The organism is Pseudomonas sp. Colony2, from assembly GCF_019382755.1.
Lineage (GTDB): Bacteria > Pseudomonadota > Gammaproteobacteria > Pseudomonadales > Pseudomonadaceae > Aquipseudomonas.
Window position 1 is genome coordinate 5,797,696 of the sequence record NZ_CP080030.1, and the last position, 26,496, is coordinate 5,824,191.

28 protein-coding genes are annotated in these 26,496 nt (G+C 61.1%); 10 read left to right on the forward strand and 18 right to left on the reverse strand.

Translation table 11 applies throughout. The features are described from left to right. Positions 1–238: 238 nt before the first annotated feature. Positions 239–2,881, forward strand: coding sequence for a bifunctional lysylphosphatidylglycerol flippase/synthetase MprF (gene mprF / locus JV201_RS23390; RefSeq protein WP_219406096.1), 2,643 nt, complete (start codon positions 239–241; stop codon positions 2,879–2,881). Continuing rightward, positions 2,881–4,167 (forward strand): virulence factor family protein, encoded by a 1,287-nt coding sequence (locus tag JV201_RS23395; protein WP_219406097.1) that lies wholly within the window; start codon positions 2,881–2,883, stop codon positions 4,165–4,167. Before mprF ends, JV201_RS23395 begins: the two co-directional genes overlap by 1 nt. Before the next feature lie 54 nt (positions 4,168–4,221). On the opposite strand, the gene JV201_RS23400 is transcribed toward JV201_RS23395, so the two are convergent. Continuing rightward, positions 4,222–6,123: a potassium transporter Kup gene (locus JV201_RS23400; protein ID WP_003208622.1), complete on the reverse strand. Its 1,902-nt coding sequence runs from the start codon at positions 6,121–6,123 to the stop codon at positions 4,222–4,224. Positions 6,124–6,424: 301 nt separating this feature from the next. On the opposite strand from JV201_RS23400, the gene rimO reads away from it, so the two are divergent. From rimO to tsaA, 5 genes are all read left to right on the forward strand, one after another. Further along, positions 6,425–7,765 carry a 30S ribosomal protein S12 methylthiotransferase RimO gene (gene rimO / locus JV201_RS23405; protein WP_003208624.1) on the forward strand — a complete coding sequence of 447 codons (1,341 nt, stop codon included), beginning with the start codon at positions 6,425–6,427 and terminating at the stop codon, positions 7,763–7,765. Positions 7,766–7,868: 103 nt separating this feature from the next. Further along, positions 7,869–8,342 (forward strand): GNAT family N-acetyltransferase, encoded by a 474-nt coding sequence (locus tag JV201_RS23410; RefSeq protein WP_003208626.1) that lies wholly within the window; start codon positions 7,869–7,871, stop codon positions 8,340–8,342. Positions 8,343–8,413: 71 nt separating this feature from the next. After that, positions 8,414–9,124: an rRNA pseudouridine synthase gene (locus JV201_RS23415; protein WP_003208627.1), complete on the forward strand. Its 711-nt coding sequence runs from the start codon at positions 8,414–8,416 to the stop codon at positions 9,122–9,124. Positions 9,125–9,201: 77 nt separating this feature from the next. Continuing rightward, positions 9,202–9,663, forward strand: coding sequence for a DUF1456 family protein (locus JV201_RS23420; RefSeq protein ID WP_003208629.1), 462 nt, complete (start codon positions 9,202–9,204; stop codon positions 9,661–9,663). 4 nt (positions 9,664–9,667) lie between these two features. Then, entirely contained in the window at positions 9,668–10,363 is a 696-nt protein-coding gene (gene tsaA / locus JV201_RS23425; RefSeq protein WP_003208631.1) for a tRNA (N6-threonylcarbamoyladenosine(37)-N6)-methyltransferase TrmO, read from the forward strand. A 118-nt stretch (positions 10,364–10,481) separates the two neighbouring features. Here tsaA and fpr read toward each other — a convergent pair whose 3' ends face one another. After that, positions 10,482–11,261 (reverse strand): ferredoxin-NADP reductase, encoded by a 780-nt coding sequence (fpr, locus tag JV201_RS23430; protein WP_003189055.1) that lies wholly within the window; start codon positions 11,259–11,261, stop codon positions 10,482–10,484. Between the two features lie 124 nt (positions 11,262–11,385). Here fpr and JV201_RS23435 point away from each other — a divergent pair, with 124 nt between their 5' ends. Beyond that, complete coding sequence (locus JV201_RS23435; protein ID WP_003208633.1) at positions 11,386–12,312, forward strand: LysR family transcriptional regulator; 927 nt, start codon at positions 11,386–11,388, stop codon at positions 12,310–12,312. Here JV201_RS23435 and JV201_RS23440 read toward each other — a convergent pair. The 3 genes from JV201_RS23440 to JV201_RS23450 all read right to left on the reverse strand — a co-directional run bounded on the left by JV201_RS23440 (position 12,309) and on the right by JV201_RS23450 (position 14,362). Then, a complete protein-coding gene (locus JV201_RS23440) occupies positions 12,309–12,671 on the reverse strand; it encodes a diacylglycerol kinase (protein WP_003208635.1) in 363 nt (120 codons plus the stop codon). The genes JV201_RS23435 and JV201_RS23440 overlap by 4 nt on opposite strands. 75 nt (positions 12,672–12,746) lie before the next feature. Then, entirely contained in the window at positions 12,747–13,397 is a 651-nt protein-coding gene (erdR, locus tag JV201_RS23445) for a response regulator transcription factor ErdR (protein ID WP_003208636.1), read from the reverse strand. 254 nt (positions 13,398–13,651) lie between these two features. Beyond that, entirely contained in the window at positions 13,652–14,362 is a 711-nt protein-coding gene (locus JV201_RS23450; protein ID WP_177019277.1) for a tRNA-uridine aminocarboxypropyltransferase, read from the reverse strand. Positions 14,363–14,567: 205 nt separating this feature from the next. On the opposite strand from JV201_RS23450, the gene JV201_RS23455 reads away from it, so the two are divergent. Then, entirely contained in the window at positions 14,568–15,008 is a 441-nt protein-coding gene (locus tag JV201_RS23455; RefSeq protein ID WP_003208640.1) for a PA3611 family quorum-sensing-regulated virulence factor, read from the forward strand. A gap of 375 nt (positions 15,009–15,383) precedes the next feature. Beyond that, complete coding sequence (locus JV201_RS23460) at positions 15,384–16,493, forward strand: TIGR00730 family Rossman fold protein (protein WP_219406098.1); 1,110 nt, start codon at positions 15,384–15,386, stop codon at positions 16,491–16,493. A 167-nt stretch (positions 16,494–16,660) separates the two neighbouring features. On the opposite strand, the gene recX is transcribed toward JV201_RS23460, so the two are convergent. The 13 genes from recX to JV201_RS23525 form a co-directional block, all read right to left on the reverse strand. After that, positions 16,661–17,128 (reverse strand): recombination regulator RecX, encoded by a 468-nt coding sequence (recX, locus tag JV201_RS23465; protein ID WP_003208644.1) that lies wholly within the window; start codon positions 17,126–17,128, stop codon positions 16,661–16,663. An 8-nt stretch (positions 17,129–17,136) separates the two neighbouring features. Further along, on the reverse strand, positions 17,137–18,195 hold the full coding sequence (gene recA, locus JV201_RS23470) for a recombinase RecA (RefSeq protein ID WP_003208645.1): 1,059 nt from the start codon (positions 18,193–18,195) through the stop codon (positions 17,137–17,139). Between the two features lie 83 nt (positions 18,196–18,278). Then, positions 18,279–18,779: a CinA family protein gene (locus JV201_RS23475; protein WP_003208648.1), complete on the reverse strand. Its 501-nt coding sequence runs from the start codon at positions 18,777–18,779 to the stop codon at positions 18,279–18,281. Between the two features lie 71 nt (positions 18,780–18,850). Beyond that, entirely contained in the window at positions 18,851–19,342 is a 492-nt protein-coding gene (locus JV201_RS23480) for a lysis system i-spanin subunit Rz (RefSeq protein ID WP_219406099.1), read from the reverse strand. Continuing rightward, entirely contained in the window at positions 19,330–19,887 is a 558-nt protein-coding gene (locus tag JV201_RS23485; protein ID WP_219406100.1) for a glycoside hydrolase family 19 protein, read from the reverse strand. Before JV201_RS23485 ends, JV201_RS23480 begins: the two co-directional genes overlap by 13 nt. Before the next feature lie 114 nt (positions 19,888–20,001). Next, the gene (locus JV201_RS23490; protein WP_177041838.1) at positions 20,002–21,009 is read right to left on the reverse strand and encodes a phage late control D family protein; all 1,008 of its coding nucleotides are present in this window, start codon (positions 21,007–21,009) and stop codon (positions 20,002–20,004) included. A 9-nt stretch (positions 21,010–21,018) separates the two neighbouring features. After that, positions 21,019–21,231 carry a tail protein X gene (locus JV201_RS23495; RefSeq protein WP_003208655.1) on the reverse strand — a complete coding sequence of 71 codons (213 nt, stop codon included), beginning with the start codon at positions 21,229–21,231 and terminating at the stop codon, positions 21,019–21,021. Continuing rightward, positions 21,224–21,607 (reverse strand): phage tail protein, encoded by a 384-nt coding sequence (locus JV201_RS23500; protein WP_003208656.1) that lies wholly within the window; start codon positions 21,605–21,607, stop codon positions 21,224–21,226. The genes JV201_RS23495 and JV201_RS23500 overlap by 8 nt, the downstream gene beginning before the upstream one ends. Beyond that, positions 21,607–23,805, reverse strand: a complete 2,199-nt coding sequence (locus tag JV201_RS23505; RefSeq protein ID WP_219406101.1) for a phage tail tape measure protein — start codon at positions 23,803–23,805, stop codon at positions 21,607–21,609. The genes JV201_RS23500 and JV201_RS23505 overlap by 1 nt, the downstream gene beginning before the upstream one ends. Before the next feature lie 127 nt (positions 23,806–23,932). Then, positions 23,933–24,514 (reverse strand): phage tail assembly protein, encoded by a 582-nt coding sequence (locus JV201_RS23510; protein ID WP_003208660.1) that lies wholly within the window; start codon positions 24,512–24,514, stop codon positions 23,933–23,935. Between the two features lie 51 nt (positions 24,515–24,565). Then, on the reverse strand, positions 24,566–25,072 hold the full coding sequence (locus JV201_RS23515) for a phage major tail tube protein (RefSeq protein WP_003208662.1): 507 nt from the start codon (positions 25,070–25,072) through the stop codon (positions 24,566–24,568). Continuing rightward, entirely contained in the window at positions 25,072–26,238 is a 1,167-nt protein-coding gene (locus JV201_RS23520) for a tail protein (protein WP_003208663.1), read from the reverse strand. Before JV201_RS23520 ends, JV201_RS23515 begins: the two co-directional genes overlap by 1 nt. Positions 26,239–26,240: 2 nt before the next feature. Further along, positions 26,241–26,414, reverse strand: coding sequence for a hypothetical protein (locus JV201_RS23525; RefSeq protein WP_003208665.1), 174 nt, complete (start codon positions 26,412–26,414; stop codon positions 26,241–26,243). Positions 26,415–26,496 lie beyond the last annotated feature (82 nt).

The window sequence follows — 26,496 nt, forward strand, 5'->3', positions numbered from 1 at the left end:
CTGACGAAAAAGTCCTTTTGAAACAATGGCATGGCATCTTTCATGAAACCGTACACGGTTTGTAGAGTCCATCTCATTGCAAGCTATGCTAAGTCTTCAAGCACTGTCCTTCTACGACCAATGGGCGCTGTCGCCGCACTTCGCGATACGCGTTAATATTTGTAATTATTTTGTCCATAGGGATTGGTAACTTGGCTGGATACCTCCATCCTGTCGCGCACAATCCACGAGGTGATTGATGCGCGCCAACTCGTCTGAACCACATGACTCTGTCACAGCGACACAACCGATCACTCCCACCCGTTTGCGCTGGCTGGATCTGTTGAGCAAATACCGCCAACCCATCGGGCTGGCCGTCACCTTGTTGCTGTTCGCAATCGCCCTTATCGCCTGTCGCCACCTGCTGCTTGAACTGGATCTGTACGCGCTCCACGATTCGATCCTTGAAGTACCCAAGCCTGCACTGCTGGGTGCGTTCGGTGCTGCTGTCGCCGGCTTTATCATTTTGTTGGGCTATGAATTTTCCGGTGCCCGTTATGCCGGCGTGAAGCTGCCTGCCAAGACTCTGGCCTACGGCGGCTTTACCGCATTCGCCATCGGTAACGCGATTGGTCTGTCGATGCTCTCGGGCGGCTCGGTACGCTACCGTTTATATGCACGGTATGGCATCGGCGCTTCGGAAGTGGCGCGCATGACCGTGTTTGCCAGCCTGGCCCTGGGTTGCGCCCTGCCGCCGCTCGCTGCTCTGGCCACCCTGAGCAACCTGCCTGCCGCGTCCAATGCCCTGCATCTACCCGCCAGCCTGCTCGGCGGTATCGCCGGCGCTGTGTTGCTGTTAACAGCCGCACTGTGCATCGGCATCTACCGCCGCCGCCTGCCGGAACAACCGTATCCGGACAACCTGCTGGTCAAGGCCGGGCGTCGCACCTTGCGCCTGCCGGGCCGTCGCCTGACCTTCCTGCAACTGATCATCACTGCCCTCGACGTGGCTGCGGCCGCTACCGTGCTGTATATGCTGCTGCCGGAAGCGCCGCCCTTTGGCCCGTTCCTGCTGGTGTACCTGCTGGCCCTGGCCGCCGGTGTGCTCAGCCATGTACCCGGTGGCGTCGGGGTGTTCGAAGCAATCCTGCTGGCTGCCTTCGCCGACAAGCTCGGTGCCGCGCCACTGGCGGCCGCACTGCTGCTGTACCGGATGATCTATGTGGTGCTGCCGCTGTTGATCGCTTGTGTGTTCCTGCTGGTCAATGAAGCCCAGCGCCTGTTCCATACGCAACAAAGCCTGCGCGCGGCCTCGGGCCTTGCTGCACCGATCCTGGCCGTACTGGTTTTTTTGTCAGGCGTGGTCCTGCTGTTTTCCGGCGCAACCCCGGAAATCGACTCACGACTGGAAAACATCGGCTTCCTGATTCCTCATCGCCTGATTGACGCTTCGCACTTTGGTGCCAGCCTGATCGGCGTGCTCTGCCTTCTGTTGGCCCAGGGCCTGCGTCGACGGTTGTCCGCGGCGTGGATGCTGACCATGGTGCTGCTGCTGACCGGCGCCCTGCTCTCCCTGCTCAAGGGTTTCGACTGGGAAGAAGCCAGCCTGATGACCATGACGGCGGTGCTGCTGGCGATCTTCCGGCGCTCGTTCTATCGCGCCAGCCGCCTGACCGAACTGCCGTTCTCGCCGCTGTACCTGGTGGCCAGCGTGTGCGTACTCGGTGCGTCAATCTGGCTGCTGTTGTTCGCCTACCAGGACGTGCCCTATAGCCATCAGTTGTGGTGGCAGTTCACCCTCGACGCCAACGCCCCGCGGGGCCTGCGTTCGCTGCTGGGCGCGGCCGTGGTGCTGGTGGTGGTGTCGCTGACCTGGCTGCTGCGTACCGCGCGCCCGATCATCCACTTGCCGACACCGGATGAGCTGGAGCGCGCCACCAAGATCCTGATGAACTCTGCACAACCCGACGGCGGCCTGGCGCTGACCGGCGACAAGGCCCTGCTGTTTCATCCAAACGACGAAGCGTTCCTGATGTACGCTCGTCGCGGTCGCAGCCTGGTGGCCTTGTACGATCCGATTGGCCCGACCCTGCAACGGGCCGAGATGATCTGGCAGTTCCGCGACCTGTGCGACATTCACCACGCCCGCCCGGTGTTCTACCAGGTGCGCGCGGAGAACCTGCCGTACTACATGGACATCGGCCTCACCGCGATCAAACTGGGTGAAGAAGCCCGGGTCGACCTCAAACGCTTTGACCTGGAAGCCAAGGGCAAAGAGATGAAGGACCTGCGCTACACCTGGAACCGCGGGACCCGTGATGGCTTGTCCCTGGAGATCCACGAACCCGGCCAGGCCCCGATGGAGGAGTTGAAAGTCATCTCCGACGCATGGCTGACCGGTAAGAACGTGCGGGAAAAAGGCTTTTCCCTTGGACGATTCAGCGACGACTACCTCAAGCACTTTCGTATTGCGATCATTCGCTTCGAAGGGCGCCCGGTAGCGTTTGCGAACCTGCTTGAGACCTACAGCCACGACCTGGCCAGTCTCGACCTGATGCGTGCGCACCCGGACGCGCCGAAACTGACCATGGAATTCATGATGGTCGGCCTGATTCAACATTATAAGAACCATGGCTACGCCCGCTTCAGCCTCGGCATGGTGCCGTTGTCGGGCCTGCAACCACGACGTGGCGCCCCGCTGACCCAACGCCTGGGCTCGATGGTGTTCCGCCGTGGCGAGCAACTGTATAACTTCCAAGGCTTGCGCCGCTTCAAAGACAAGTTCCAGCCTGACTGGGAACCCCGTTATATGGCCGTGCCCGCAGGACTTGATCCGCTGGTGGCACTGGCCGACACCGCCGCCCTGATTGCGGGCGGCTTGACTGGATTGGTGAAACGCTGATGATTCGACGCTCCTGGCGGTATGTATTGGCATTTTTGGTGGTACTGGCACTGATCCTCGGTGGCGGCTACTGGTACTGGAACCGCCCTGCACCGCAACCTACTCTGGAACAACTGCCCCAGGCCGATGGCACGGTCCTGACCCGCGTCACCCCGGGTACCGCGCCCAAGGCCCGCGTGGCCGTGGCCGTGCTGGCCGACGAAATCCTGACCGACAGCCAACTGATCGCCCTGAGCCAGGGCGGCGCAGCGCAGATCGTCCAGGTGATCCTGCCCAAGGACGACTGCAAGCTGCAGGAACAAGCCCTGCAAACCGCCCTCGGCCAGCTCGCCGGCCCAGCGACCCTGGTCAGCGGCATCGGCCCTGGCGCATCCCTCGCCTGGCGCTGGCTGGCCGCACAGAACGACGACAAGGCCAATGCCATCTCCGTCGGCTTCGCGCTGGCGCAGCCAGGCTGCAACGACCCGCTGCCGAAGACTTCGGCCCACGGTAGCTGGCTGGTGGCCTGGAACGATAACCCTGACGATGATGCTGCCAGTTTCGTACGCGACACACCGCGTGCCACCACCAGCATCAGCGACTACGACGTTCACTACCCGCAAGTGCTGAACAACGAGCTGCGCAAGCAACTGGTGGGCTCGGACAACGGCGGCCTGGCGATCCCGGTGGTCGAAGTGCCGGCTGGCCAGGCCAAGGACACCGTCACCCTGTTCCTCTCCGGTGACGGCGGCTGGCGTGACCTGGACCGCGACGTGGCCGGTGAAATGGCCAAGATCGGCTACCCGGTGGTCGGCATCGACACCCTGCGCTACTACTGGCAGCACAAGACCCCGGAACAAAGCGCCAAGGACCTCGCCGAGCTGATGCAGCACTACCGGCAGAAATGGGGTACCAAGCGCTTCGTGCTGACCGGCTACTCGTTCGGCGCCGATGTGCTGCCGGCCATCTACAACCGCCTGCCGGAAAGCGAGCAGCAGCGTGTAGACGCGATCATCCTGCTGGCCTTCGCCCGCACCGGCAGCTTCGAGATCGAAGTGGAAGGCTGGCTGGGCAACGCCGGCAAGGAAGCTGCGACCGGCCCGGAAATGGCCAAGCTGCCGGCCGACAAGGTGGTGTGCATCTACGGTGCCGAAGAAGTCGACGAGAGTGGCTGCACCGACAAGACCGCTGTCGGCGAAGCCGTGAAGCTGCCTGGCGGCCATCACTTCGACGAGAACTACCCAGCGCTGGCCAAGCGTCTGGTAGACATCATCGAGAAGCGCCAGGGCAAGACCCCGGCCGAATAAGCGCCCACAAAAAAGCCCCCGCTGCCGCAAGGCACCGGGGGCTTTTTGTTGGGCTTACATTTCTACTTGAGTGCCGAGCTCGATCACCCGGTTAACCGGCAACTTGAAGAAGCGCAGGTTGCCGTTGGCGTTCTTCAGCATGAACGCGAACAACCCTTCGCGCCAACGCGCCATGCCCTTGATGCGGGACGCGATCACGGTTTCGCGGCTGAGGAAGTAGGTGGTGCGCATCGGGCTGAAATCCAGGTCATCCAGATGGCACAGCTTCAGCGCTTCGGGCACGTCCGGTTCATCGACGAAACCAAAGTGCAGGATCACCCGGAAGAAGCCCTCGCCATAGGAATCGACCTCGAAACGACGCTGGGCCGGTACACGCGGGATGTCTTCGTAGACCACCGTCAGCAGCACCACCTGCTCATGCAGCACCTGGTTATGCAGCAAGTTATGCAGCAAGGCGTGGGGCACGGCATCCGGGCGTGCGGTCAGGAACACCGCCGTGCCTTGCACGCGATGAGGCGGCTGCACACGGATACTGCTGATAAAGATCGGCAGCGGCAGCCCACCTTCGTCCAGCCGGTCCACCAGCAGCTCCTTGCCGCGCTTCCAGGTGGTCATGAGGATAAACAACACAATCCCCGCCAATACCGGAAACGCACCACCCTGCACGATCTTCGGCACGTTGGCGGCAAAGAACAGCCCATCCACCAATAGGAAACCGATCAACACCGGGATAGCCAGTACCGGCGGCCATTTCCACAGCAACAGCATCACCGCCGACACCAGAATGCTGGTGATCAACATGGTGCCCGTCACCGCCACACCGTAGGCCGAAGCCAGGGCGTTGGAGGACTCGAAGCCCAGCACCAGCAGGATCACGCCCACCATCAGTGACCAGTTCACCGCGCCGATGTAGATCTGGCCTTGCTCGGCGCTGGAAGTGTGCTGGATATGCATGCGCGGGATGTAACCGAGCTGGATCGCCTGACGGGTCAGGGAGAACGCCCCGGAGATCACCGCCTGGGAAGCAATCACGGTGGCCAAAGTGGACAACGCCACCAGCGGGACCAGAGCCCACTCCGGTGCCAGCAGGTAGAACGGGTTGCGGGCTGCCTCTGGATTTTCCAGCAGCAGCGCGCCCTGGCCAAAGTAGTTGAGCACCAACGCCGGCAGCACCAGGGCGAACCAGGCACGGGCAATCGGCTTGCGTCCGAAGTGGCCCATGTCGGCGTACAGCGCTTCGGCGCCGGTCAATGCCAGTACCACCGCACCGAGAATCGCCACGCCCATGCCAGGGTGAACGATGAAGAAGCGCACGCCCCACACAGGGTTGAGGGCGTTGAGCACCTCTGGGTGCTGGATGATTCCATGGATGCCCAGGCCGGCCAACACCAGGAACCACAGCACCATCACCGGGCCGAACAGCTTGCCGATGCGGTCCGTGCCATGTTTCTGGATCAGGAACAGCCCCACCAGCACCACCAGCGAAAGCGGCACCACCCAGCGCTCAAGGCCATCAAACGCCAGTTCCAGGCCTTCGACCGCCGACAATACCGAGATCGCCGGGGTGATCATGCTGTCGCCGTAAAACAGCGCCGCACCGATCAGGCCGAGAATCACCAGCACCGAACGCAACTTGGGGTAAGGTGCCGCCGCCCGCCGGGCCAAAGCCGTCAGGGCCATGATGCCGCCCTCGCCCTGGTTATCCGCGCGCAGGATAAACAGCACGTACTTGATCGAAACGACCCAGACCAGCGACCAGAAAATCAGCGCCAGGATCCCGAAGACCCCGTCGTGATTGACCTGAACCCCATAACCGCCAGCAAACACCTCTTTAAGGGTGTAGAGCGGGCTGGTGCCGATATCGCCGTAAACCACCCCCACTGCCGCCACCAGCATGCCGATCGGCTTTGCGTTGGACTGCTCGGCACCTGCTGCCTGACTACTTGCCTGACCCATCAACCACTCCTGCCCTTTGACCTGCGGTCTTTTATAAACAGCGCGCCTGCTGCGGGCGCCTATGCTGTCCACAGCATGCGCTGTTTTACTTCTCGTTACAGACGATTTATTGACCGAGGAAATTCACTCAGGTGCAACGGCGCGAAGCATAGCGCAGCACTCGTCGTATTTCCCTGCATAAAGCTGGTCAAGAGCGATTCCCGTCGCTAGAATTGCGCACTTTTTGATCAGAGGCACACCAAGTGCCCATCCGCCACCTTTCGTGCACGACGGGCGGCGTCATTCAATACCGAGGTTAGACATGTCCACCACCATCGCAAAAGCCAACCCCAAGGTCGGCTTTGTATCCCTGGGTTGCCCAAAGGCTCTGGTCGACTCCGAACGCATCCTTACGCAACTGCGCATGGAAGGCTATGACGTCGTGTCCACCTACCAGGACGCGGACGTGGTGGTGGTCAACACTTGCGGCTTCATTGACTCGGCCAAGGCCGAGTCCCTGGAAGTGATCGGCGAAGCCATCAAGGAAAACGGCAAGGTGATCGTCACCGGCTGCATGGGTGTGGAAGAAGGCGCCATCCGCAACGTGCACCCGAGCGTGCTGGCCGTGACTGGCCCGCAGCAGTACGAGCAAGTGGTCAACGCCGTGCACGACGTAGTGCCGCCGCGCCAGGACCACAACCCGTTGATCGACCTGGTGCCGCCGCAAGGCATCAAGCTGACGCCGCGCCACTACGCCTACCTGAAGATTTCCGAAGGCTGCAACCACAGCTGCAGCTTCTGCATCATCCCGTCGATGCGCGGCAAGCTGGTGAGCCGCCCGGTGGGCGACGTACTGGACGAGGCCCAGCGCCTGGTGAAATCCGGCGTGAAAGAGCTGCTGGTGATCTCCCAGGACACCAGCGCCTACGGCGTCGACGTCAAATACCGCACTGGCTTCTGGAACGGCGCGCCGGTGAAAACCCGCATGACCGAACTCTGCGAAGCCCTGAGCAGCCTCGGCGTATGGGTGCGCCTGCACTACGTTTACCCGTACCCGCACGTTGACGAGTTGATCCCGCTGATGGCCGCCGGCAAGATCCTGCCGTACCTGGACATCCCGTTCCAGCACGCCAGCCCGAAAATCCTCAAGGCCATGAAACGCCCGGCCTTCGAAGACAAGACCCTGGCGCGCATCAAGAACTGGCGCGAGATCTGCCCGGACCTGATCATCCGCTCCACCTTCATCGTCGGCTTCCCCGGCGAAACCGAAGAAGACTTCCAGTACCTGCTGGACTGGCTGACCGAGGCCCAGCTGGACCGCGTCGGCTGCTTCCAGTACTCGCCGGTGGAAGGTGCTCCGGCCAACCTGCTGGACGCTGCCATCGTGCCGGACGACGTCAAGCAGGACCGTTGGGAGCGCTTCATGGCGCACCAGCAGGCCATCAGCTCGGCGCGCCTGCAACTGCGCATCGGCCGTGAGATCGAAGTACTGATCGACGAAGTCGACGAGCAAGGCGCTGTAGGCCGCTGCTTCTTCGATGCGCCGGAAATCGACGGTAACGTGTTCATCGACGATGCCAGCGGCCTGAAGCCGGGCGACAAGGTCTGGTGCACCGTGACCGACGCCGACGAGTACGACCTGTGGGCTGAAAAACGCGCATAAGGTGTAAAGAATTGAAAAAGCCCTGCCTCTGGACAAGATGCGGGGCTTTTTTAGGTCTATCGTTTTGCCCATCGGCGCCAATCATCGGCAAGGGGCAGCGGGCATGCGTCAGCATTCGGTTATCCATACACCCAAATCCAGCGACTATCAGGAACTGACCCGCATCTGGGAGGCTTCGGTGCGGGCCACCCATGACTTCCTGCCGGACAGTTACATCGAGTTGCTGAAAAACCTGGTGCTGACCCGCTACCTCGACGCGGTGATGCTGATCTGCACCAAGGACTCGCGCCAGCGCATCACCGGGTTTGCCGGGGTGGCCGCGGGCAAGGTCGAGATGCTGTTTATCGACCCCGAGCACCGTGGCCAGGGCCTGGGCCGGCAATTGCTGCGCTATGCCATCGAGTCGATGAATGCCGATCAACTGGACGTCAACGAACAGAACCCGCAGGCCCTGGGCTTTTACTTCAAGCAGGGCTTTGAGGTGATCGGACGCACGGACCATGACGGCATGGGCCAGCCTTATCCGTTGCTGCACATGCGTTTGCGCCAGGCCCAGCCACAGGCACGTCGCGGCTAAATGAAATGGAGCCGGGATTAACCGGCGCCACACAGGTACAATAGCCGCCCCCTTTTGTTTCGGCCCTTGTCATGACTGAACCCCTACGCCTCTCCAAACGCCTCATCGAACTGGTCGGTTGCTCCCGTCGGGAGGCTGAGCTGTTCATCGAAGGCGGCTGGGTCACGGTGGACGGCGAAGTGATCGACGAGCCGCAGTTCAAGGTCACCACCCAGAAGGTCGAGCTTGACCCTGAGGCCAAGGCCACAGCGCCGGAGCCGGTGACCATCCTGTTCCACGCCCCCGCCGGCGTGGATGCCGAGACAGCCATGGCGTCGATCAACGCCGAGACCCTGTCGGAAGAACACCGCTTCAGCAAGCGCCCGCTCAAGGGCCACTTCCTGCGCCTGACCGCCAGCAGTGACCTGCAAGCCAAGGCCAGCGGCCTGCTGGTGTTCACCCAGGACTGGAAGATTTTGCGCAAGCTGACCGCTGACGCGAACAAGATCGAACAGGAATACGTGGTGGAGGTGTCCGGCGACATGGTCGCCCACGGCCTGAACCGCCTCAACCATGGCCTGACCTACAAAGGTAAGGAATTGCCGGCGGTGAAAGCCAGCTGGCAGAACGAGAACCGCCTGCGCTTTGCGCTGAAAAACCCGCAACCGGGTGTGATTGCCTTGTTCTGCGAAGCCGTCGGCCTGAAAGTCGTCGCCATTCGACGCATCCGCATTGGCGGAGTCTCCATCGGCAAAGTGCCGGTAGGCCAATGGCGCTATCTGTCCGGCAAAGAAAAGTTCTAAGACTTTTTTCGCCGCCGAATCTCTCGATACCGCCTGCCTGGGCGGTGTCCACAGTTGAATGACCAGGATTGCCCACCATGATTCACAACGACGTACTGCGCAGCGTGCGCTACATGCTCGACATCAGCGACAACAAGATGGTCGAGATCATCAAGCTCGGCGGCATGGAAGTCACCAAGGACGACCTGCTGACCTACCTCAAGAAAGACGAGGAAGAAGGCTTCGTGTTCTGCCCGGACGAAGTCATGGCGCATTTCCTCGATGGCCTGGTGATCTTCAAGCGCGGCAAGGACGAGAGCCGTCCACCGCAGCCGATCGAACTGCCGGTGACCAACAACATCGTCCTGAAGAAACTGCGCGTGGCCTTCGAACTGAAGGAAGACGACATGCACGCAATCCTCAAGGCCTCCGAGTTCCCGGTGTCCAAGCCTGAGCTGAGCGCACTGTTCCGCAAGTTCGGCCACACCAACTACCGCACCTGTGGTGACCAGCTGTTGCGCAACTTCCTCAAGGGCCTGACCCTGCGCGTTCGCGCCTAAACCCGTGAACTACAGCGTCTCGCCCATCGGCTTTGTCCGCTCCTGCTTCAAGGAGAAGTTCGCCATCCCGCGCCAGCCACAACTGGCGCCTGCCGCCCGGGGCGTGCTGGAGTTGGTGGCGCCATTCGACCAGGGTGAGGCGGTGCAGGGTTTGGAACAGGTCAGCCATGTGTGGCTGCTGTTCCTGTTCCACCAGGCGCTGGAAGACAAGCCCCGCCTGAAAGTGCGCCCGCCTCGCCTGGGTGGCAACACGTCCATGGGCGTGTTCGCCACCCGCGCGACGCACCGGCCCAACGGCATCGGCCAGTCAGTGGTCAAGCTGGACAAGGTGGAAGATGGGCGCCTGTGGATATCCGGGATCGACCTGCTGGATGGCACACCGATTCTCGACATCAAGCCGTACGTGCCGTACGCAGACATAGTTGACACTGCGACCAACAGCATCGCCAGCGCTGCGCCACAGCTGATTCCCGTGCAGTGGCTGAAGACTGCGCTGCAACAGGCAGAAGGCCACGCTCAGCGCCTTGGCGAGCCATTGGTGGCGTTGATCGAGCAGTGCCTGGCGCAGGATCCACGGCCGGCGTACCAGACGCCGGGGCCGGAGCGGGAATACGGGGCGCAGTTCTGGGATGTTGATGTGCGCTGGCACTATCCCGAAGCCGGGATGATTTGTGTGCTGGAAGTCGTGTCGGCCGGGTAAACCGGAAACAAATGTGGGAGCGGGCTTGCTCGCGAAAGCGGTGGATCAGTCAATACATCTGGTGACTGTTACACCGCTTTCGCGAGCAAGCCCGCTCCCACATTTTTTTGCGTCGCGCTTATTTCTCGACGAACGCACGCTCGATCAGGTAGTCGCCCGGCTCACGCATACGCGGGGAAACCTTCAAACCGAAGCTGTTGAGCACTTCGCTGGTTTCATCCAGCATGCTTGGGCTGCCGCACAGCATGGCGCGGTCGTCTTCAGGGTTGATCGGCGGCAGCCCGATATCGCTGAACAGCTTGCCGCTGCGCATCAGGTCGGTCAGGCGGCCTTCGTTTTCGAACGGCTCACGGGTCACGGTCGGGTAGTAGATCAACTTGTCACGCAGGGCCTCGCCGAAGAACTCGTTCTGCGGCAGGTGCTCGGTGATGAATTCGCGGTAGGCGACTTCGTTGACGTAACGCACGCCGTGGCACAGGATCACTTTTTCGAAACGCTCGTAGGTTTCCGGGTCCTGGATCACGCTCATGAACGGCGCCAGGCCAGTGCCGGTGCTGAGCAGGTACAGGTGTTTGCCCGGCTTCAAATCGTCAAGCACCAGGGTGCCCGTCGGTTTTTTGCTGATGATGATCTCGTCGCCTTCCTTCAAGTGCTGCAATTGGGAAGTCAGCGGGCCATCAGGCACCTTGATGCTGAAGAACTCCAGATGCTCTTCCCAGTTCGGGCTGGCAATCGAGTAAGCGCGCATGAGCGGGCGGCCGTTGGGCTGTTGCAGGCCGATCATCACGAACTGACCGTTCTCGAAGCGCAGGCCCGGATCGCGGGTGCACTTGAAGCTGAACAGAGTGTCGTTCCAGTGATGAACACTGAGGACACGCTCGTGGTTCATGTTGCTCATGTACGGGGGACTCCTGGAAATGGGTCTGCGCCAAATGATGGATGCGCAATTGCACAGCATTCTAATGGCGGCGACAATATCTGTTAACTGGATTATTAAGATAAGGGTTATCGGTTATATCGATATGCGATTTACTCTACGTCAACTGCAAGTCTTCGTCGCCGTCGCCCAGCAGGAAAGCGTCTCGCGCGCTGCTGGCCTTCTGGCCTTATCTCAATCCGCCGCCAGCACGTCGATTACCGAGTTGGAGCGTCAATCCAGCTGCCAATTGTTCGACCGCGCGGGCAAACGCCTGAGCCTCAACGCCCTCGGTCACCAGCTATTGCCCCAGGCGGTGGCACTGCTGGACCAGGCCAAGGAGATCGAGGACCTGCTCAACGGCAAGTCGGGCTTCGGCTCCCTGGCGGTCGGGGCCACGCTGACCATCGGCAACTACCTGGCCACGCTGCTGATCGGCAGCTTCATGCAGCAGCATCCCGAGAGCCAGGTGAAGCTGCATGTGCAGAACACTGCGCATATCGTGCATCAGGTGGCGCACTACGAAATTGATCTGGGTCTAATCGAAGGCGACTGCAGCCACCCGGACATCGAGGTGCAAACCTGGGTGGAAGATGAACTGGTGGTGTTCTGCGCCCCCCAGCATCACTTGGCCAAGCGCGGCCAGGCGACCATGGAAGAGCTGACCCATGAAGCCTGGATCCTGCGGGAACAAGGCTCTGGAACACGCCTGACCTTTGACCAGGCCATGCGGCATCACCGCAGCGCGCTGAATATCCGCCTGGAGCTGGAACACACCGAGGCAATCAAACGCGCGGTGGAATCAGGCTTGGGGATTGGCTGCATTTCCCGGCTGGCGCTGCGCGACGCCTTCCGGCGTGGCAGCCTGGTACCGGTGGAAACCCCGGACCTGGACCTGGCCCGGCAGTTCTACTTCATCTGGCACAAGCAGAAGTACCAGACCTCGGCGATGCGCGAATTCCTCGAGCTGTGCCGGTCGTTCACCGCCGGGGTGCAGCGCAGCGACGAGATTGTACTGCCGACCATTGCCTAGATCAGGATCACGGCCCACACCAGGGTAATCATGGTCAGCGCTACGAACTGCGCGGCGCTGCCCATGTCCTTGGCGTTTTTCGACAAGGGGTGCAGGTCCAGGGAAATCCGGTCGATCGCCGCTTCGACGGCGGAGTTGAGCAACTCGACGATCAATGCCAGCAGGCACACGGCGATCAGCAGCGCCCGCTCTACCCGGCTGACGTTAAGGAAGAAACTCAGCGGGATCAGGATGACATTGAGCAACACCAGCTGACGAAACGCCGCCTCGCCGGTGAAAGCCGCACGCAGGCCATCCAGGGAATATCCGCCTGCGTTGAAGATACGTTTGATACCGGTTTGACCCTTGAAAGGCGACATAGAGTAGGCAACTGAGCAAAAAGGTGTGGGGAAACTAGAGTAAGCAAAGTCAAAAAAACGTGAATGAACAGCGTCTTAATGCTGCGAAATTGACTCAAGTTGTTGCAAGAGCAGCGCCGCCTGGGTTCGCGTACGTACGCCGAGCTTGCGGAAGATCGCCGTGACGTGAGCCTTGATGGTCGCTTCCGACACGCTCAGCTCGTAGGCAATCTGTTTGTTCAATAGACCTTCGCAGACCATGGTCAATACGCGGAACTGCTGGGGCGTGAGGCTGGCCAGGCCATCACGTGCGGCCTTGGCTTCGTCGGAGACGTTGATCTCTTCAAAGGCCTGCGGCGGCCAGGAGACATCGCCATCCAGCACCGTGCGCACGGCTTTCTGGATGTCTTCCATGGAGCTGGACTTGGGAATGAAACCACTGGCACCGAACTCCTTGGAGCGCACCACCACCGACGCCTCTTCCTGGGCCGATACCATCACCACCGGTATCTGCGGGTATTGCCCACGCAGCAGCACCAGCCCGGAAAAACCGTAGGCACCCGGCATGTTCAGGTCCAGCAGGACCAGGTCCCAGTCGGACTTTTCGGTAAGGCGGGTTTCGAGCTCGGCAATGCTGGCGACTTCGACGAGGCGTACATCCGGCCCCAGGCCCAACGTGACCGCCTGGTGCAGCGCACTGCGAAACAGCGGGTGGTCATCGGCAATCAGGATTTCGTATGTGGCCATTTATTAAATGATCCTGTTTTTTAGGGCGGCACTGATGGGTTCAGTGCTCGCCAACGCGCAAGGTGGCTGCCAGGCCAGCAGTCACCAAAGGGCGCGCTCAACGTCAAAAAGCGACGTATCCAATCTGTGACAGCGCCCCAATCGGCGCCAAGCATGCCCAGCGTAGCCTGGGTGGTCAAGCGCTACGCCCGTGGCTATTTTAGCGGGCTGCGCGTTTGCGCGGCCATCATGCAAAGGTCGGCTGGCCATGACACCTATAGATAAGGTGCAAGGCGAGTATGGACGACATCGGCCGGGTCCAGCGCCAGTTGAAACTTGGCGGCCAGGTAGTGAGTGCTGAATACGTCCAGATAGGCATCCAGGACTTCACTGGCTGCGGCATCTTCAGCCAGCTCCAGGCACAGCGCGGCGACTTCGGCGGTGCAGAAGTGGTCATCACGCTTGGAGCGACGCAGCTTGTAGCGCGACAGTTGCTCGGGCGCCAGGCTCAGCACCGGCAAGTGCTCCAGGTACGGGCTCTTGCGGAACATCTTGCGCGCCTCGCTCCAGGTGCCGTCCAGCAAAATGAACAGCGGGCGCTTGCCCTCCTCCAGCTTGACCTGATGGACCACCCGCTCCGGGGCCACGAATTCGCCGGGAAAGACGATGTATGGCTGCCATTGCGGGTCGGCCAGCAAGGTCAGCAACTCCGGCTCAACCTCAGTGCGCGACCAGGGGAACGCGGTCGTGTCGTTGATCACATCGGCAATCAGCCAGCCGGTGTTGCTGGGTTTCATCGGCTCTACGTCGTGCATCAGCAGGCACATGCCGGATCTGGCCTGGACCTTGGGCCGCCAGGCGCACAGGCAGTACTCGGGAATCACCCGGCAGCCGGGGCAGCGTTCGGCCCGCGAGCCTCGCGCTACAAACGGTTTTACGGCACGGGCCAGGCGCTGCGTGCGCAAACGGGAGACGGCATGGCTCATCGGGTGCGCCGCAGGGAAGTGGAAATCGACACGGATAGAACTCGGAAGGCAAAAGTTACCGCAGTTTACCAGAGCCGCCCCCGGCCACCTGCACTTCCCGGCAATAGGCTGGCCCTAGGGGCAAGCGGTCACCTATAATCCCGCGCCACTGAACGCACAGCGCAGTGGCTGGTCTATGCACCAGTAACCGAATCAGGAGAGTTTCATGCTGCGTCTTATGCCACGCCTTGTAGTTCCGTCCGTCGCCCTCGCGCTGGTGTTGCCTCTGGGTGCCCAAGCGGCCTCGTTGCTGGAGGCTCAACTGAACAGGAAGCTGCAAAGCGTCGCGGAGGAAACCAACAAAGAACTGCCACGGGAAATTGACGAAAAGACCCTGGAAGTTGCCTACACCGTTGAAGGCTTGCAGCTGATTGACCATTTGAGCGTACTGCCCGACCGCGCCGAGCAAATGCGCGCCAACCCCAAGGCTGTGTACTTCCAGCTCGGCCAAAGTGTGTGCCTGAACAAGGGTTACCGCGAGCTGATGGCCAAGGGCGCGATCATGCGCTATGAAATCACCGAGAACAAAACCAACCGCCCGGTAGCTTCGGTGAAGTTCCAGGAAGCAGATTGCCCGGCTCCGGCTGCCGCGAAGAAGAAAAAGTAAGCGACATCTCCTGTCGCGCGCCGCTGACCAGCGGCGCGCAATATCCCCCTCTGCACTCTCCGCCATTGCCCGCCCGCGGCAGCGTCTAAACTCCCTCAGAAGTGATCAATAAGCGGTTGCCAGCCAAGACTTTATAGGCTCATGATCAATTCATCCTGAACGCCTGGAACATCGGGTTTTCACACCGTCCTGTAACATTTTCAGGGCAAAAGAGGGTTGCCCTCCTGAGCGTGCAATGCAAAGGTTTTTAATCATAAGGAATATACAGAACCGGTTTCGCCCACCTCGTTAATCAGAGGCAACGACACATGCAGTGTCGTGGTCCCGACGAATTTCTCGCCGGCACCCAGGGTTCTGTGAAGAAGGAGAAGTTGAATGCCTTACGAACCGAATGAACTCCTGATCCGTCAATTTGAAAAAAACGGCACCGACCTCACGCAGCAGGTCGACGCGCAACTCCACTTGATTGCGCCCAACAGTCCAAATATCCCCCTTTATCGCGACATGATCTTCACCGTGTTGCGCATGGCCCAGGACGACCGCAGCCGCTGGAATGCCAAGATCACCTTGCAGGCGATACGGGAACTGGACCACGCCTTCCGCGTGCTCGAACAGTTCAAGGGGCGGCGCAAAGTCACGGTGTTCGGCTCGGCGCGCACGCCGGTGGAAAGCCCGTTGTACGCACTGGCCCGGGAAGTGGGCGCGGTCCTGGCCCGTTCGGACCTGATGGTGATCACCGGCGGTGGCGGCGGCATCATGGCGGCGGCCCACGAGGGTGCCGGCCTGGAGCACAGCCTGGGGTTCAACATCACCCTGCCCTTTGAACAGCACGCCAACCCGACCATTGATGGCACCGAGAACCTGCTGTCCTTCCACTTCTTCTTTACCCGCAAGCTGTTCTTCGTCAAGGAAGCCGACGCCTTGATCCTGTGCCCGGGCGGTTTCGGTACCCTGGATGAAGCGCTGGAGGTGCTGACCCTGATCCAGACCGGCAAAAGCCCGCTGGTACCGGTGGTACTGCTGGATGCACCGGGCGGTAGCTTCTGGCAAGGCGCACTGGACTTTATCCGCAGCCAGCTTGAGGCCAATCGCTACATCCTGCCCACCGACCTCAAGCTGGTCCGCCTGGTGTACAGCGCCGAAGAGGCGGTGGACGAAATCAACCAGTTCTACGCCAACTTCCACTCCACCCGCTGGCTGAAGCGCCAGTTTGTTATTCGCATGAATCATCCGTTGAGTGACCGCGCACTGGCCCACCTGCAGGAGGCGTTCGCCAGCCTTCGCCTCAGTGGCGACTTCCAACAAGTCGCGTACACCGGCGAAGAGCATGACGAGCCAAGCTTCAGCCATCTGACGCGGCTGGTGTTCAACTTCAACGGGCGTGATCAGGGACGGTTGCGGGAATTGGTGGATTACATCAACTTGCCGGAAAACTGGGCCCAGGCTCAGGGAAAACCGCAGCAGCGGGTGACGGAGACGGCGTGACGTGACACTGAAACGAAAAAAGGCCCGCTATTTTCATAGCGGGCCTTTTGGGTTGTGTCAGGTAGAACGATGCGCAGGTTAGGGCCGCTGCGCAGCCCAGCGGGAGCAAGCTCCCTCGCCACACCAAGCCCCGCAATGATCAGAGCAACCTTTACCAGGCGCAGCCTTCAGTCATCCATATCCCGACCGCTCAACAGGCGACTGATCATCTCCATCGAAAACCCGCGATAACTCAGGAAGCGACCTTGCTTAGCCCGCTCACGCGCATCAATGGGCAGATGACCGGCAAACTTGCGCCGCCAGGTTTCTTCCAGTTGTGCCTGCCAACTGATGCCGCACTCACGCAACGCGAGTTCGATATCAGCCCGCTGCAGGCCACGCTGGCTCAGCTCTTCACGAATTCGTGCAGGGCCATAGCCGGATCGGGCTCGGTAGGAGACGAAACTTTCGAGGTAACGGGACTCCGACAACAGCCCTTCTTCCGTCAAACGGTCAAGGGCTGCGTCGATCATCTCGGGATCTGCGCCACGCTGACGCAGCTTACGCGTCAGCTCGACTCGACCATGCTCGCGACGTGCGAGCAGGTCCATTGCAGTGCGCCTTACGGCGACGGGTGTATCCAGGACAACGCTCATCGTTTGCTTCAGATGTCAGTGTCGACTTCTTCTACTTCTTCAACCGGCTCGCGGTTGGCGGCAGCCTTGACGTCAGGTGCCGGGGTCAGCAACTTGTCGCGGATCTGCTTCTCGAGCGTAGCGGCAACATCCGGGTTATCCGCAAGGAACTTGGCCGAGTTGGCCTTGCCCTGGCCGATCTTGCTGCCGTTGTAGGCATACCAGGCACCGGATTTCTCGACGAAACCGTGCAGCACGCCCAGGTCGATCATCTCGCCGTTCAGGTAGATACCCTTGCCGTAGAGAATCTGGAACTCGGCCTGACGGAACGGCGGGGCCACCTTGTTCTTCACGACTTTAACGCGGGTTTCGCTACCGACAACCTCGTCACCTTCCTTCACCGCGCCAGTACGACGGATGTCCAGACGGACCGAAGCGTAGAACTTCAGCGCGTTACCACCGGTGGTGGTTTCCGGGCTGCCGAACATCACGCCGATCTTCATCCGGATCTGGTTGATGAAGATCACCAAGCAGTTGGCGTTCTTGATGTTACCGGTGATTTTACGCAAGGCCTGGGACATCAAGCGGGCTTGAAGGCCCACGTGCATGTCGCCCATTTCGCCTTCGATTTCAGCCTTGGGTACCAGGGCTGCCACGGAGTCGACCACGATCACGTCGATGGCGTTGGAGCGCACCAGCATGTCGGTGATTTCCAGCGCTTGCTCACCGGTGTCCGGTTGCGAAACCAGCAGGTCATCAACGTTGACGCCCAGCTTGCCGGCGTATTCAGGATCCAGGGCGTGCTCGGCATCGACGAACGCACAGGTGGCGCCCATTTTTTGTGCCTGGGCAATCACCGACAGGGTCAGGGTGGTTTTACCGGAAGATTCAGGACCGTAGATCTCAACGATACGGCCTTTTGGCAGGCCGCCAATGCCGAGCGCGATGTCCAGACCCAGAGAGCCAGTGGAGATAGCCGGGATCGCCTGACGGTCGTGATCGCCCATACGCATTACGGCACCCTTGCCGAATTGACGTTCGATCTGACCCAGGGCCGCAGCCAAGGCTTTCTTCTTGTTGTCGTCCATTAAAGTCCTCACGTAATCAATAAGGCCTGGCGGCCAACACCTGTATAAGTAGACAGTATTGTTCCACAAAGATCCGTGATCGCCTACCCCTGATTTTCTATTTCTGCTGCAGCTCGTCGCAACAAGCCCTCTAGCGCGGCCTTTACCGTTTGTCGGCGGACCTCGTCGCGGTTGCCGGGGAAGTGTTCGAGCTCGGCGGTAACCTCATCGCCCACGCCCCAGGCGAGCCATACGGTGCCCACCGGCTTGTCCGGCGAACCGCCATCGGGCCCGGCCACGCCGCTGACTGCCACGGCAAAACGCGCCAGGCTTTTCTCCTGGGCACCCCGCACCATCGCCTCCACCACTTCGCGACTGACGGCACCGACCTTGGGGAACAGGGCCTCCGGCACATTCAGCTGCCGGGTCTTCTGGCGATTGGAATACGTGACATAGCCCGCCTCGAACCAGGCCGAACTCCCGGGAATCCGCGTGATTGCCTCGGCGATACCGCCGCCGGTGCACGACTCGGCCGTCGTGACGTGGGCATTGAGAACCTGCAAGCGTCGGCCAAGTTCAGCGGCGAGTTGAGTAATTTCCTTCACGGTCATCTCCTGGAGTGGACGGGCATTCGCCTACCCTACAGGAGCCCATGGGCCATGCAAGTTACAAGAGACTAACGCGCGACAGCCCGGACATACGCCTGGCAGGCGCGCAAGGCGATCATTGCGTTATCGCCTTCGTCGGTGATGCCGATAATTCGTTGAGCATGCGCCGGGTCAAGTTGGGCTCGCGGGGCGCCATGAACCAGGCTGCCGGGGGTGGCGGTGGCTGGCATTGGGCAGCCGTTGCCTGAATCGCCGGCGTCGAGAAGGACTGACAACCGCACATCAGCAGTGGCCAGGCGATCCCGCAGGTGAGCCTGATCGCGTTGTGCATCGGAAAGCTCCCGAGTGTGTTGTTGGTCGCTGGCGCTGAGTTGTTGCTCCAGTGCCAGCCGTTTGTCCTGTTCGGCCTGTTGTTGCTGGCTGAGTGCTGCGGCATGCAGAGCCTGCAGGTGCTCGAGTTGTGCGCCATATCGCCAAGCCTGTACCTGCCAGGCAACACCCGCCGAAACTGCGAACAACAGGCAAATGCCAAGCAGGCGATATGACGTCAGGAAGCCCATGACACCGCCTTCGCCCGCGCCCACAGTTGCATACGGTTCTCCAGACCGTTGAGGCCACCATTGATGCGCCGGGTGATCGTGGTGAACTGGTCCTGGTCAGCCAGCTCGTTCAAGCCATTGCTCTGCCAGTACCACGCGGCAGATTCGCACGCCCATTGCGGCGTCTCCAGCAACTCCGGTTGGTGCAACAAACGCTCATCGCCGAACAGTGCCTGACTGCACGCCAGGTAGTTGCGCCGGCCGGTGATCTGGATCAGGCCGCGGCCGCGATACTTCTGGCCGTCGCCATCGGCTTCAGGGGAGTTGCCCAGACGGGCGGCCAAGGTACCGGTGTCGTATTTGCTCAGGTATTGATCGCTGCCCAGTTCACGTACATAGCGCAGTTCGCCGGATTCGTGGCCGATTTGGGCGAGGAAGGCGGCGATGCGTTTGGGTGTGGTGATTTGGTGACGTGCAGTAGCCTCGTTTAAAGGAGCTAAAAAAATGCCCGCTCTAAGGCGGGCTCCAGGCATTACCTGGATAAGTTGAGGGAGTGTTATCAGCATCGTTTTTTACTCTCACACGCCCAGATATTTACTGAGCAACAGCGTCCAACCAAGGCCATCCAGCGGGCCGTTTGGCTATCGAGGGGATAGGGTAGAAGGAATCGATCGAGCACGTCATTGCGGTGACGACAATCCGTTCGCCTTGATCGTGCATCGGTAGCTTTCCTTGCGTTTGCCGACGGCCGTCAGCGTGTCGATGGACCAGCGCCCCTGCATGAAGCCGGGCCAGGTTTCATCCAGCACCAGCAGCCCTTCGGCCTGGAACGCCGGGTTGCCGGGGCATATCACATTGATCTGCAGGCCTTCACGGCTAACCCGGCGCATCTCGCCTTCGGCCGCCGTCCTGGCTTCGTCTTCGCTCTGGTAGCGCTGGGCAAGGACTTTGAACGGCGCACCACCCACCTCCACCTCACGTTTCTTGCAGGTAGCGGCATCCCACCAGGACGCCTTGGCCCCTTCGAACTTGGCCCGGCTGGTCTCGGTAAAACTGGCGCTGATAAACGCGCGGTCGCCCGGACGGTTATCACGGGTGACCGACAGCCGCACTTCTTGCAGCGGCTTGCCCGACAGCGAGGTGATCTGGCCTTTACGGCCCAGCACATACAGCTCGTCGACAGGCTTGGCCACCGCATCAAAACGCTTGGCAAGCCGGGTCAGAAAGCTCATGTCGCTTTCGTTGGTCTGGTCGATGTGAGCGATCTTTTCAGCGTCCAGATCCGGCGCGACCCTGGGTGAGAATCCATAACGTATGGTCAGTTGGCGGAACAGTGCGCCCAGGGTGGTTGGCCCATGGCTGGCTGTGCGGCGCTGTTTGAATTCGTCCTGGTCGAACGGCGCCGCCGTGGCCACCAGCACCAGGCGCAGGGGGAACAGGTACGGGGTGCGCTGGGTAATCTTGAAGAGCCCCTTGTCCTCCAGGCCGGTCTCCAGGTAACCGACCCGCAGGCCGATCCTCCCACCCAGGCTGGGCAATCCCTCAAGCCCTTCGATGTCGAGGGTCAGCTTGAGCTGGTCGGAGACGAAGCCTGCGGCATCGGTGTGTTCCCACTCCAGTAATCGCTCGTTGAGCAGCGCGGCATTGGTCCCGTAAATTTCCACCGCCGGTGTGAATCCAAGTGCCATGGTTCCTCCTTAATCCCAAACCGAAACCGGTTTTTTTGCGGCGGGCCGCGCGTCCAGCTCCGGTACGATTACACCGATGCCGGCCGGCAATACCGCCCCGTGTTCCGCGAGGTCCGGGTTGAGATGCCACAGTGCTTCCTCGGCAGCGTCGTCGCTGCGACCCAGTTCGCGGTAGAGCAGCAGGTTGACGGAGTCACCGGCAATACTTCGGACTCTACGCATTGACGAATTCCTCCAGTATCAACGTCCAATTGATCAGCATGGCGGTGCCGTCGTCGATCACGTTGGCTTGTTTCTCGTCCACCGATTTGATCGTCCACAGCCCCCAGTTACGGCCAATCCCGTCCACCAACGGCAGCGGTGTACGCAAGGCCTGCAAGTCGCGCAGTTCGTCGAGCCTGGCCATGCCAATGCCACGCGCCGCCTTGCCGGCAAAGGTCAATGTTTCGAGGGCCTGGCCGGTCTGGCTGGATTTGGGTTTGCCGGCAATGATGTCCAGCGCGACCCAGCCACCGCTACTGTTACGGTCGAGGGTCGCGTAGGCAAACCCGCGCGACAGCCCGAAAATAAAGCTGCCCAACACCATTTGTTGTCGCATTAAACCGCTCCATCGGTGAGTGCCGCGTCGCGTCGCGTCGCCAGCAGGTTGTCCATCGACAGCGGCGTGAACTGCGCCTCGATCTGTTGCACGACGAGCGCCGCCAGCGCCTGGTAACTGGTCTGCTCGGGTGCGGTAATGTTGATCTGCGGGGCGAAGTTGATTTGCCGGTTGTCTGTTTGAGCGTTGGGAAGGCTTTGGCTGACCTGTTCAGGTGGCGGGAGACGGTCGTCGCTGCTCATGACTTTCTCGCCCAGGCTCGCCCCGACGTCGCTGCCGACGAACGTGCCGACGACGCCGCCCACCACCTTACCGATTGCACCGCCGGCAAAGCCGCCGATCACACCGCCCAACACTGTGCCGGCGCCCGGAATAATCGAACCCAGCGCCGCCCCGGCGAGCGTGCCAACGGCTCGCCCAATGGCCAGCCCTGCAACCTCGCCGGCCACACCACCCGCGACGCCACCGCCTATCGACCCCACACTGGCGCCAACGGACTCTTTCAGGGTGCCATTGCTCGCGCCCTTGATGAGATTGACACCCGCGTCTGCCACCACCAACGCCAACGAACCGCGCTTCGCGATTCGGCTGGCTCTGTTGGTTTTCGTGGGCGCATCAGGGCCTGATTTTTTGCCTGGCGTGCGCTCGCCCTGGCGTGTGTCGTTGCCTTGTGACTTCCCTTTGCTGCCGGACGGGTCGGGCTTGTTGCCACCGGCATCGCGGGGCGCGTCACCCTCGCCCAGGACTTTCCCGGCGACCTTGTCGAAGACTTTGTCCACGACAGTGCCGCCGAGCTTCTTCGCCAGCGGCACCATCACCACCGCGGCCAATGTGAGGGCGGCCGTGGCTTTGGGCAGCGATTCAGCCAGCCAGCCCAAGCCATTGACCACTGAGGTCAGCACCGTCAGTGCGCCGTTTTTCAGGGGGGCAATCGCCGTATCGGAAGCTGTCTCCAGGCGTGTGGTACTGGCCTGGAAGGCTTGTTCATGAGCTTGTGTGGAGTCTGCCCGCCCGGTCGCCGAACGCATGACCGAGCCCTGGTCTCCCAGGACCGAAGTCGCGTAAGTCGACTTGTCGGCCACCGCCGTAAAGGCCTGCTTCAGCGTGTCGATCACCGGCACCAGGCTCAGAATCGAGCGGTTGCCGTCGAACAACTGCGTGGCCAGTGCCGCCTGCCTTTCCTGGGGCTGCGCCTTGAGCGCCTCGAGGACCGTCAGCACTGTTTGCGGTGCATCCTGCTTCATGCCTGCCGCAAGCACCTTCGGGTCAAGGTTGAGCTCTGCCCAGGCAGCACGCTGCCCCTCGGACGCACCGTCACCCTTGGCCAGCGCGGCGCCGACTTTTTCCACCGCAAGCCCGGCAGACGCCCGGTTGTTACCAACCGTCAGCAACGCCGCCGAAAACGCCGCTACCTGCTCGGGGCTCATGCCCGACGTTCTCGCCGCAGTGCTCTGGCGCACAATCGAACCAATATCCACCGCATCGGCCTTGAGCGAAGCGTGGGAACCCAGCACGTTGGTGGCGTCAGCCAGATCCAGCGCCTGCGGGCGATCCAGCTTCATCGACCCACGCCAGCCGCCCATCATCTCGCCGGCCGTCTTGATATCGGTCTGAAAGGCCGCGGCGATGAGCGCGCTATCGCGGGCGAACTGCAGCAAATCAGCCTGGCGAGTTTCAAGGTCCTTGCCTACGCCGGACCGGGCCCCCACCTGCTCCACCCTTGCCAGGTCGACAGCATCTGCGCCACTTGCGGCAACCATCGGGTCTGACGCCAAGGCCAGGTTGGCTTCGCGCAGTTGTGTGCGCTCATGCCCGGCAAACCCCACCACTTCATGCAGGTCGGTCATCGCCGTTTCCAGCGCCTGCGAGGGTTTGACGGTATCGGATGAGGCGCCGCCCTTGCTATTGCCCTTGCCGGTTTTCAGGGCACCCATCACATCGAGCAATGAGCCGTTGAACCTCTCCAGCGTGTCGATGAGCCGGGTCTGCCCCGTGACCAGTTGCGTCAGTTGCGCACCGACATTCGCCAGTTCCTGGCCCGGCACGGCCTTGGGTACGGTATCAAGCAAGTACGGGCCGGCAAGCATCGGCGCAATCGGCTGGATGCTGGCGCCTGCCCCGGCCGTTTCAAGCGAGCCGTAAATCGCCTCGCCGTCCCTGGCGATGAGCGACCTCAATCCAAATTTACTGTCTGCCATCCGCTCTACTCCTGTTTGACGCCAAGGCGAGTGATCGCGATGTCGTAGCGGCGCAATGCTTTTCCGGCGTCCCAGTCCAGGATTTCCGCTTCATTTACCGAGTAAATGAGCGGCACGATGTCGAGAATTACTTCGATGTCGCGCTCCGAAAGAAGTCCGCCGGTTTGTTTAAAAAATCGTCGATGCGCCCCTGCAGTTCGGTCCAGTCGGGCACGCTGAGGTCGGCGAGATCCGGGATCATCAGGCCGGTGCAGTGGGCAGTGATGAACTCGGCGCGCTCTTTGTTGGTGGCGAGTTTTTTCATCGCCTTGGTGGCACGCAGGGCGGGCATTTCCAGGATCAGGCTGGTGAGACGGCGGCCGCCGGTGTCAAGCGGCAACAGCAGCGAGACGTGCTCACTGGTCGCCGATTCGCGGGGCTGCTCGTCGGCGTCGAGGAAGTACGAGGCAGGCCGGGTCGACATGTCGTGCACGTACTGGGCGATGCTCACATAGTCCGGACGCTTGAGTTGGTCGAGTTCTTTTTCCGACAGGCCGGTGGCGAGTTTGGCCAGTTCGAAGAACTGATCGTCCTCGTCATCACCGGCCCGGGCCAGCGCGTCTTTTTGCGCGGCGTAGAACAACGGCTTGAGTTGAATCTGCTCGATCAGCGCGCCGGTATCAGCGGTGATCGGCGACAGCAGGATGTGCAGCGGAGGCATCCAGGCCATGAATCAATTCCTTGGTGAAGTATGGGAGCGGGAAAACCCGCTCCCGGGGCCTTAAGGCATCAGTACCGCGCGGCGGGCATCGCCGAGGATGTCGACGCCGTTAAGCACGAACTTCTGGGTACGCACGTCGATGTCGATCACCGGGATGCCGTTTTCCAGGCGGTTGTAGGTGCGGCAGGAGAACTCCAGGGTGATGGCGGGTTTATCGCCCATCTTCAGGGTTGTCTCGGTCAGGGTTTTCAGCTTGCCGCCGATGGTGTGGTAGGTGAAGTAAGTCTTGCCGTCCTGGTCCTGGCCGGCTTCACGCACGTTCAGCAAAATGTCGTCGCCCAGGCGCACCCCCAGGGCAAGCATGATTTCCGGACCCGCACCTTGCAGCTCCAATGTAGCGTTGAGCACTTTGGCGCTCTTGGCCATTTCTTCGGCGATGAAACGTCCGCCGGTCATCTGTTCCATGTCGAAGTCGATCTTCGGCGGTGCGAACGAGGTGACCGTCGCCGACAACGGCAGGCCTTGAAGGGTGGCCGCCATGGCCTGTCTGATTCGGTTGGTAAACATTAGAGAACGTCCTCCAGGAACTGCTCGATGATTTCATCGCGGGCGTTGAGTTGATAAATCATGTGTTCGTTCGGCGCGTAGCGGCCGTAGTCGATGACGATGAACCAGGTGCCGTTCTTGTACTTCTCGACACTGTTCAGTTCAGGGTGCAGGTACACGCTGCCGCCTGGAATGGTCTCGTCGGCCACCAGGGTTTGCAGCCAGTCGTTGATGCGCTTGACCTCCTGGTCCATGAACGACTTGGTGAGGTTCTTGGCCATGGCTTTCTGGCCGGCCTTGACCAGCTTGCGGCTGATCGCATCTTCCAGGCCCACGTAGCTGATGAACTTGCCGGTGATGGAGCGGTTACCCAGCAGCGAGAAACCGCCGAGGATGGTGCGGGCGTAGTAGCTCACGCCGTAGCGGTTGAGCAGGTCGCCTTCGGTGGAGGTGTCGAGGATGTTGTACTCAACCACGCGGGACACGTCTTCGGCGAAAGTCACCTGGTTGCCCGGGCTTTCCCATTGCTTGACCTTGGCCAGCGCGGCGATGGCCAGGGACGACGGCGCCAGGAACACGTTTTTCTTCGCGGCCTTGGAGTACACCGACGGCATGTTGTGCACCAGCAGGCAACGGTCGAAACCGAGATCGGCACCGCCCAGTTCGCCGCTGTAGGTCACCTGGTCGGCGACGGTTGCGTCCTTGCCGTCCAGCACCACACGGGCCTTGATGCGCTTGCCGAAGGAGGCGAATTCGCCGGCCACGGCCTTGGTGCCGGTGAAGCCCGGGGCGCCGATGATGGTCAGGTCTTCGGGGACGCTGGCCAGGGCGGCGAGGCCCAGTTTGCGGCCGGTGACCGGCTCTTCACCGCCGATTACGTTATTGATGGTGTCGGCCGGGGTGGTGCCCTCGTCGACGATCACAACGTAGACCGGCACCTTGACCACTTTGAGGATCTGGTAAACGGCGTGGAACAGCGTGCCGGTTTCAGCGCCGGTAGGGTCCAGCAGCGCCTGGGTGGTGAAGCTGTTGATGCGGAACGGGGCGTTTTTCGGAATCGACGCATGGGCGTTGGGGGCAGTGCCCACCAGGCCGATGACGTTATCGCCCAGGCCACCCATGGCCTCGGGGGATTCAGTGGCATTCACGGTGATGCCGTTATGTTCGAAGTTCAAAACCTCAGCCATGATCAGTCAGCCTTCTTCGGGGTGGAGTTGAGGACGCTGGTGAGTTCCAGGCGGCCAGCGGTGCGCAGGGCGGATGCTTCGACGTCCAGCAGTTCCAGTTCCTCGCCGGCGGTAGACCAGTGGCCGTTGCCGGTGGGGAATGGAATGAGGACGGTGTAGGTTTGGCGGTTAAACATGAGTGGAATTCTCCGGGTGGAAAACGCCAAAGCCCCTGCGAGAGGGGCTTTGCCGGGCGAAAAAAAACCGCTTTCGCGGTGG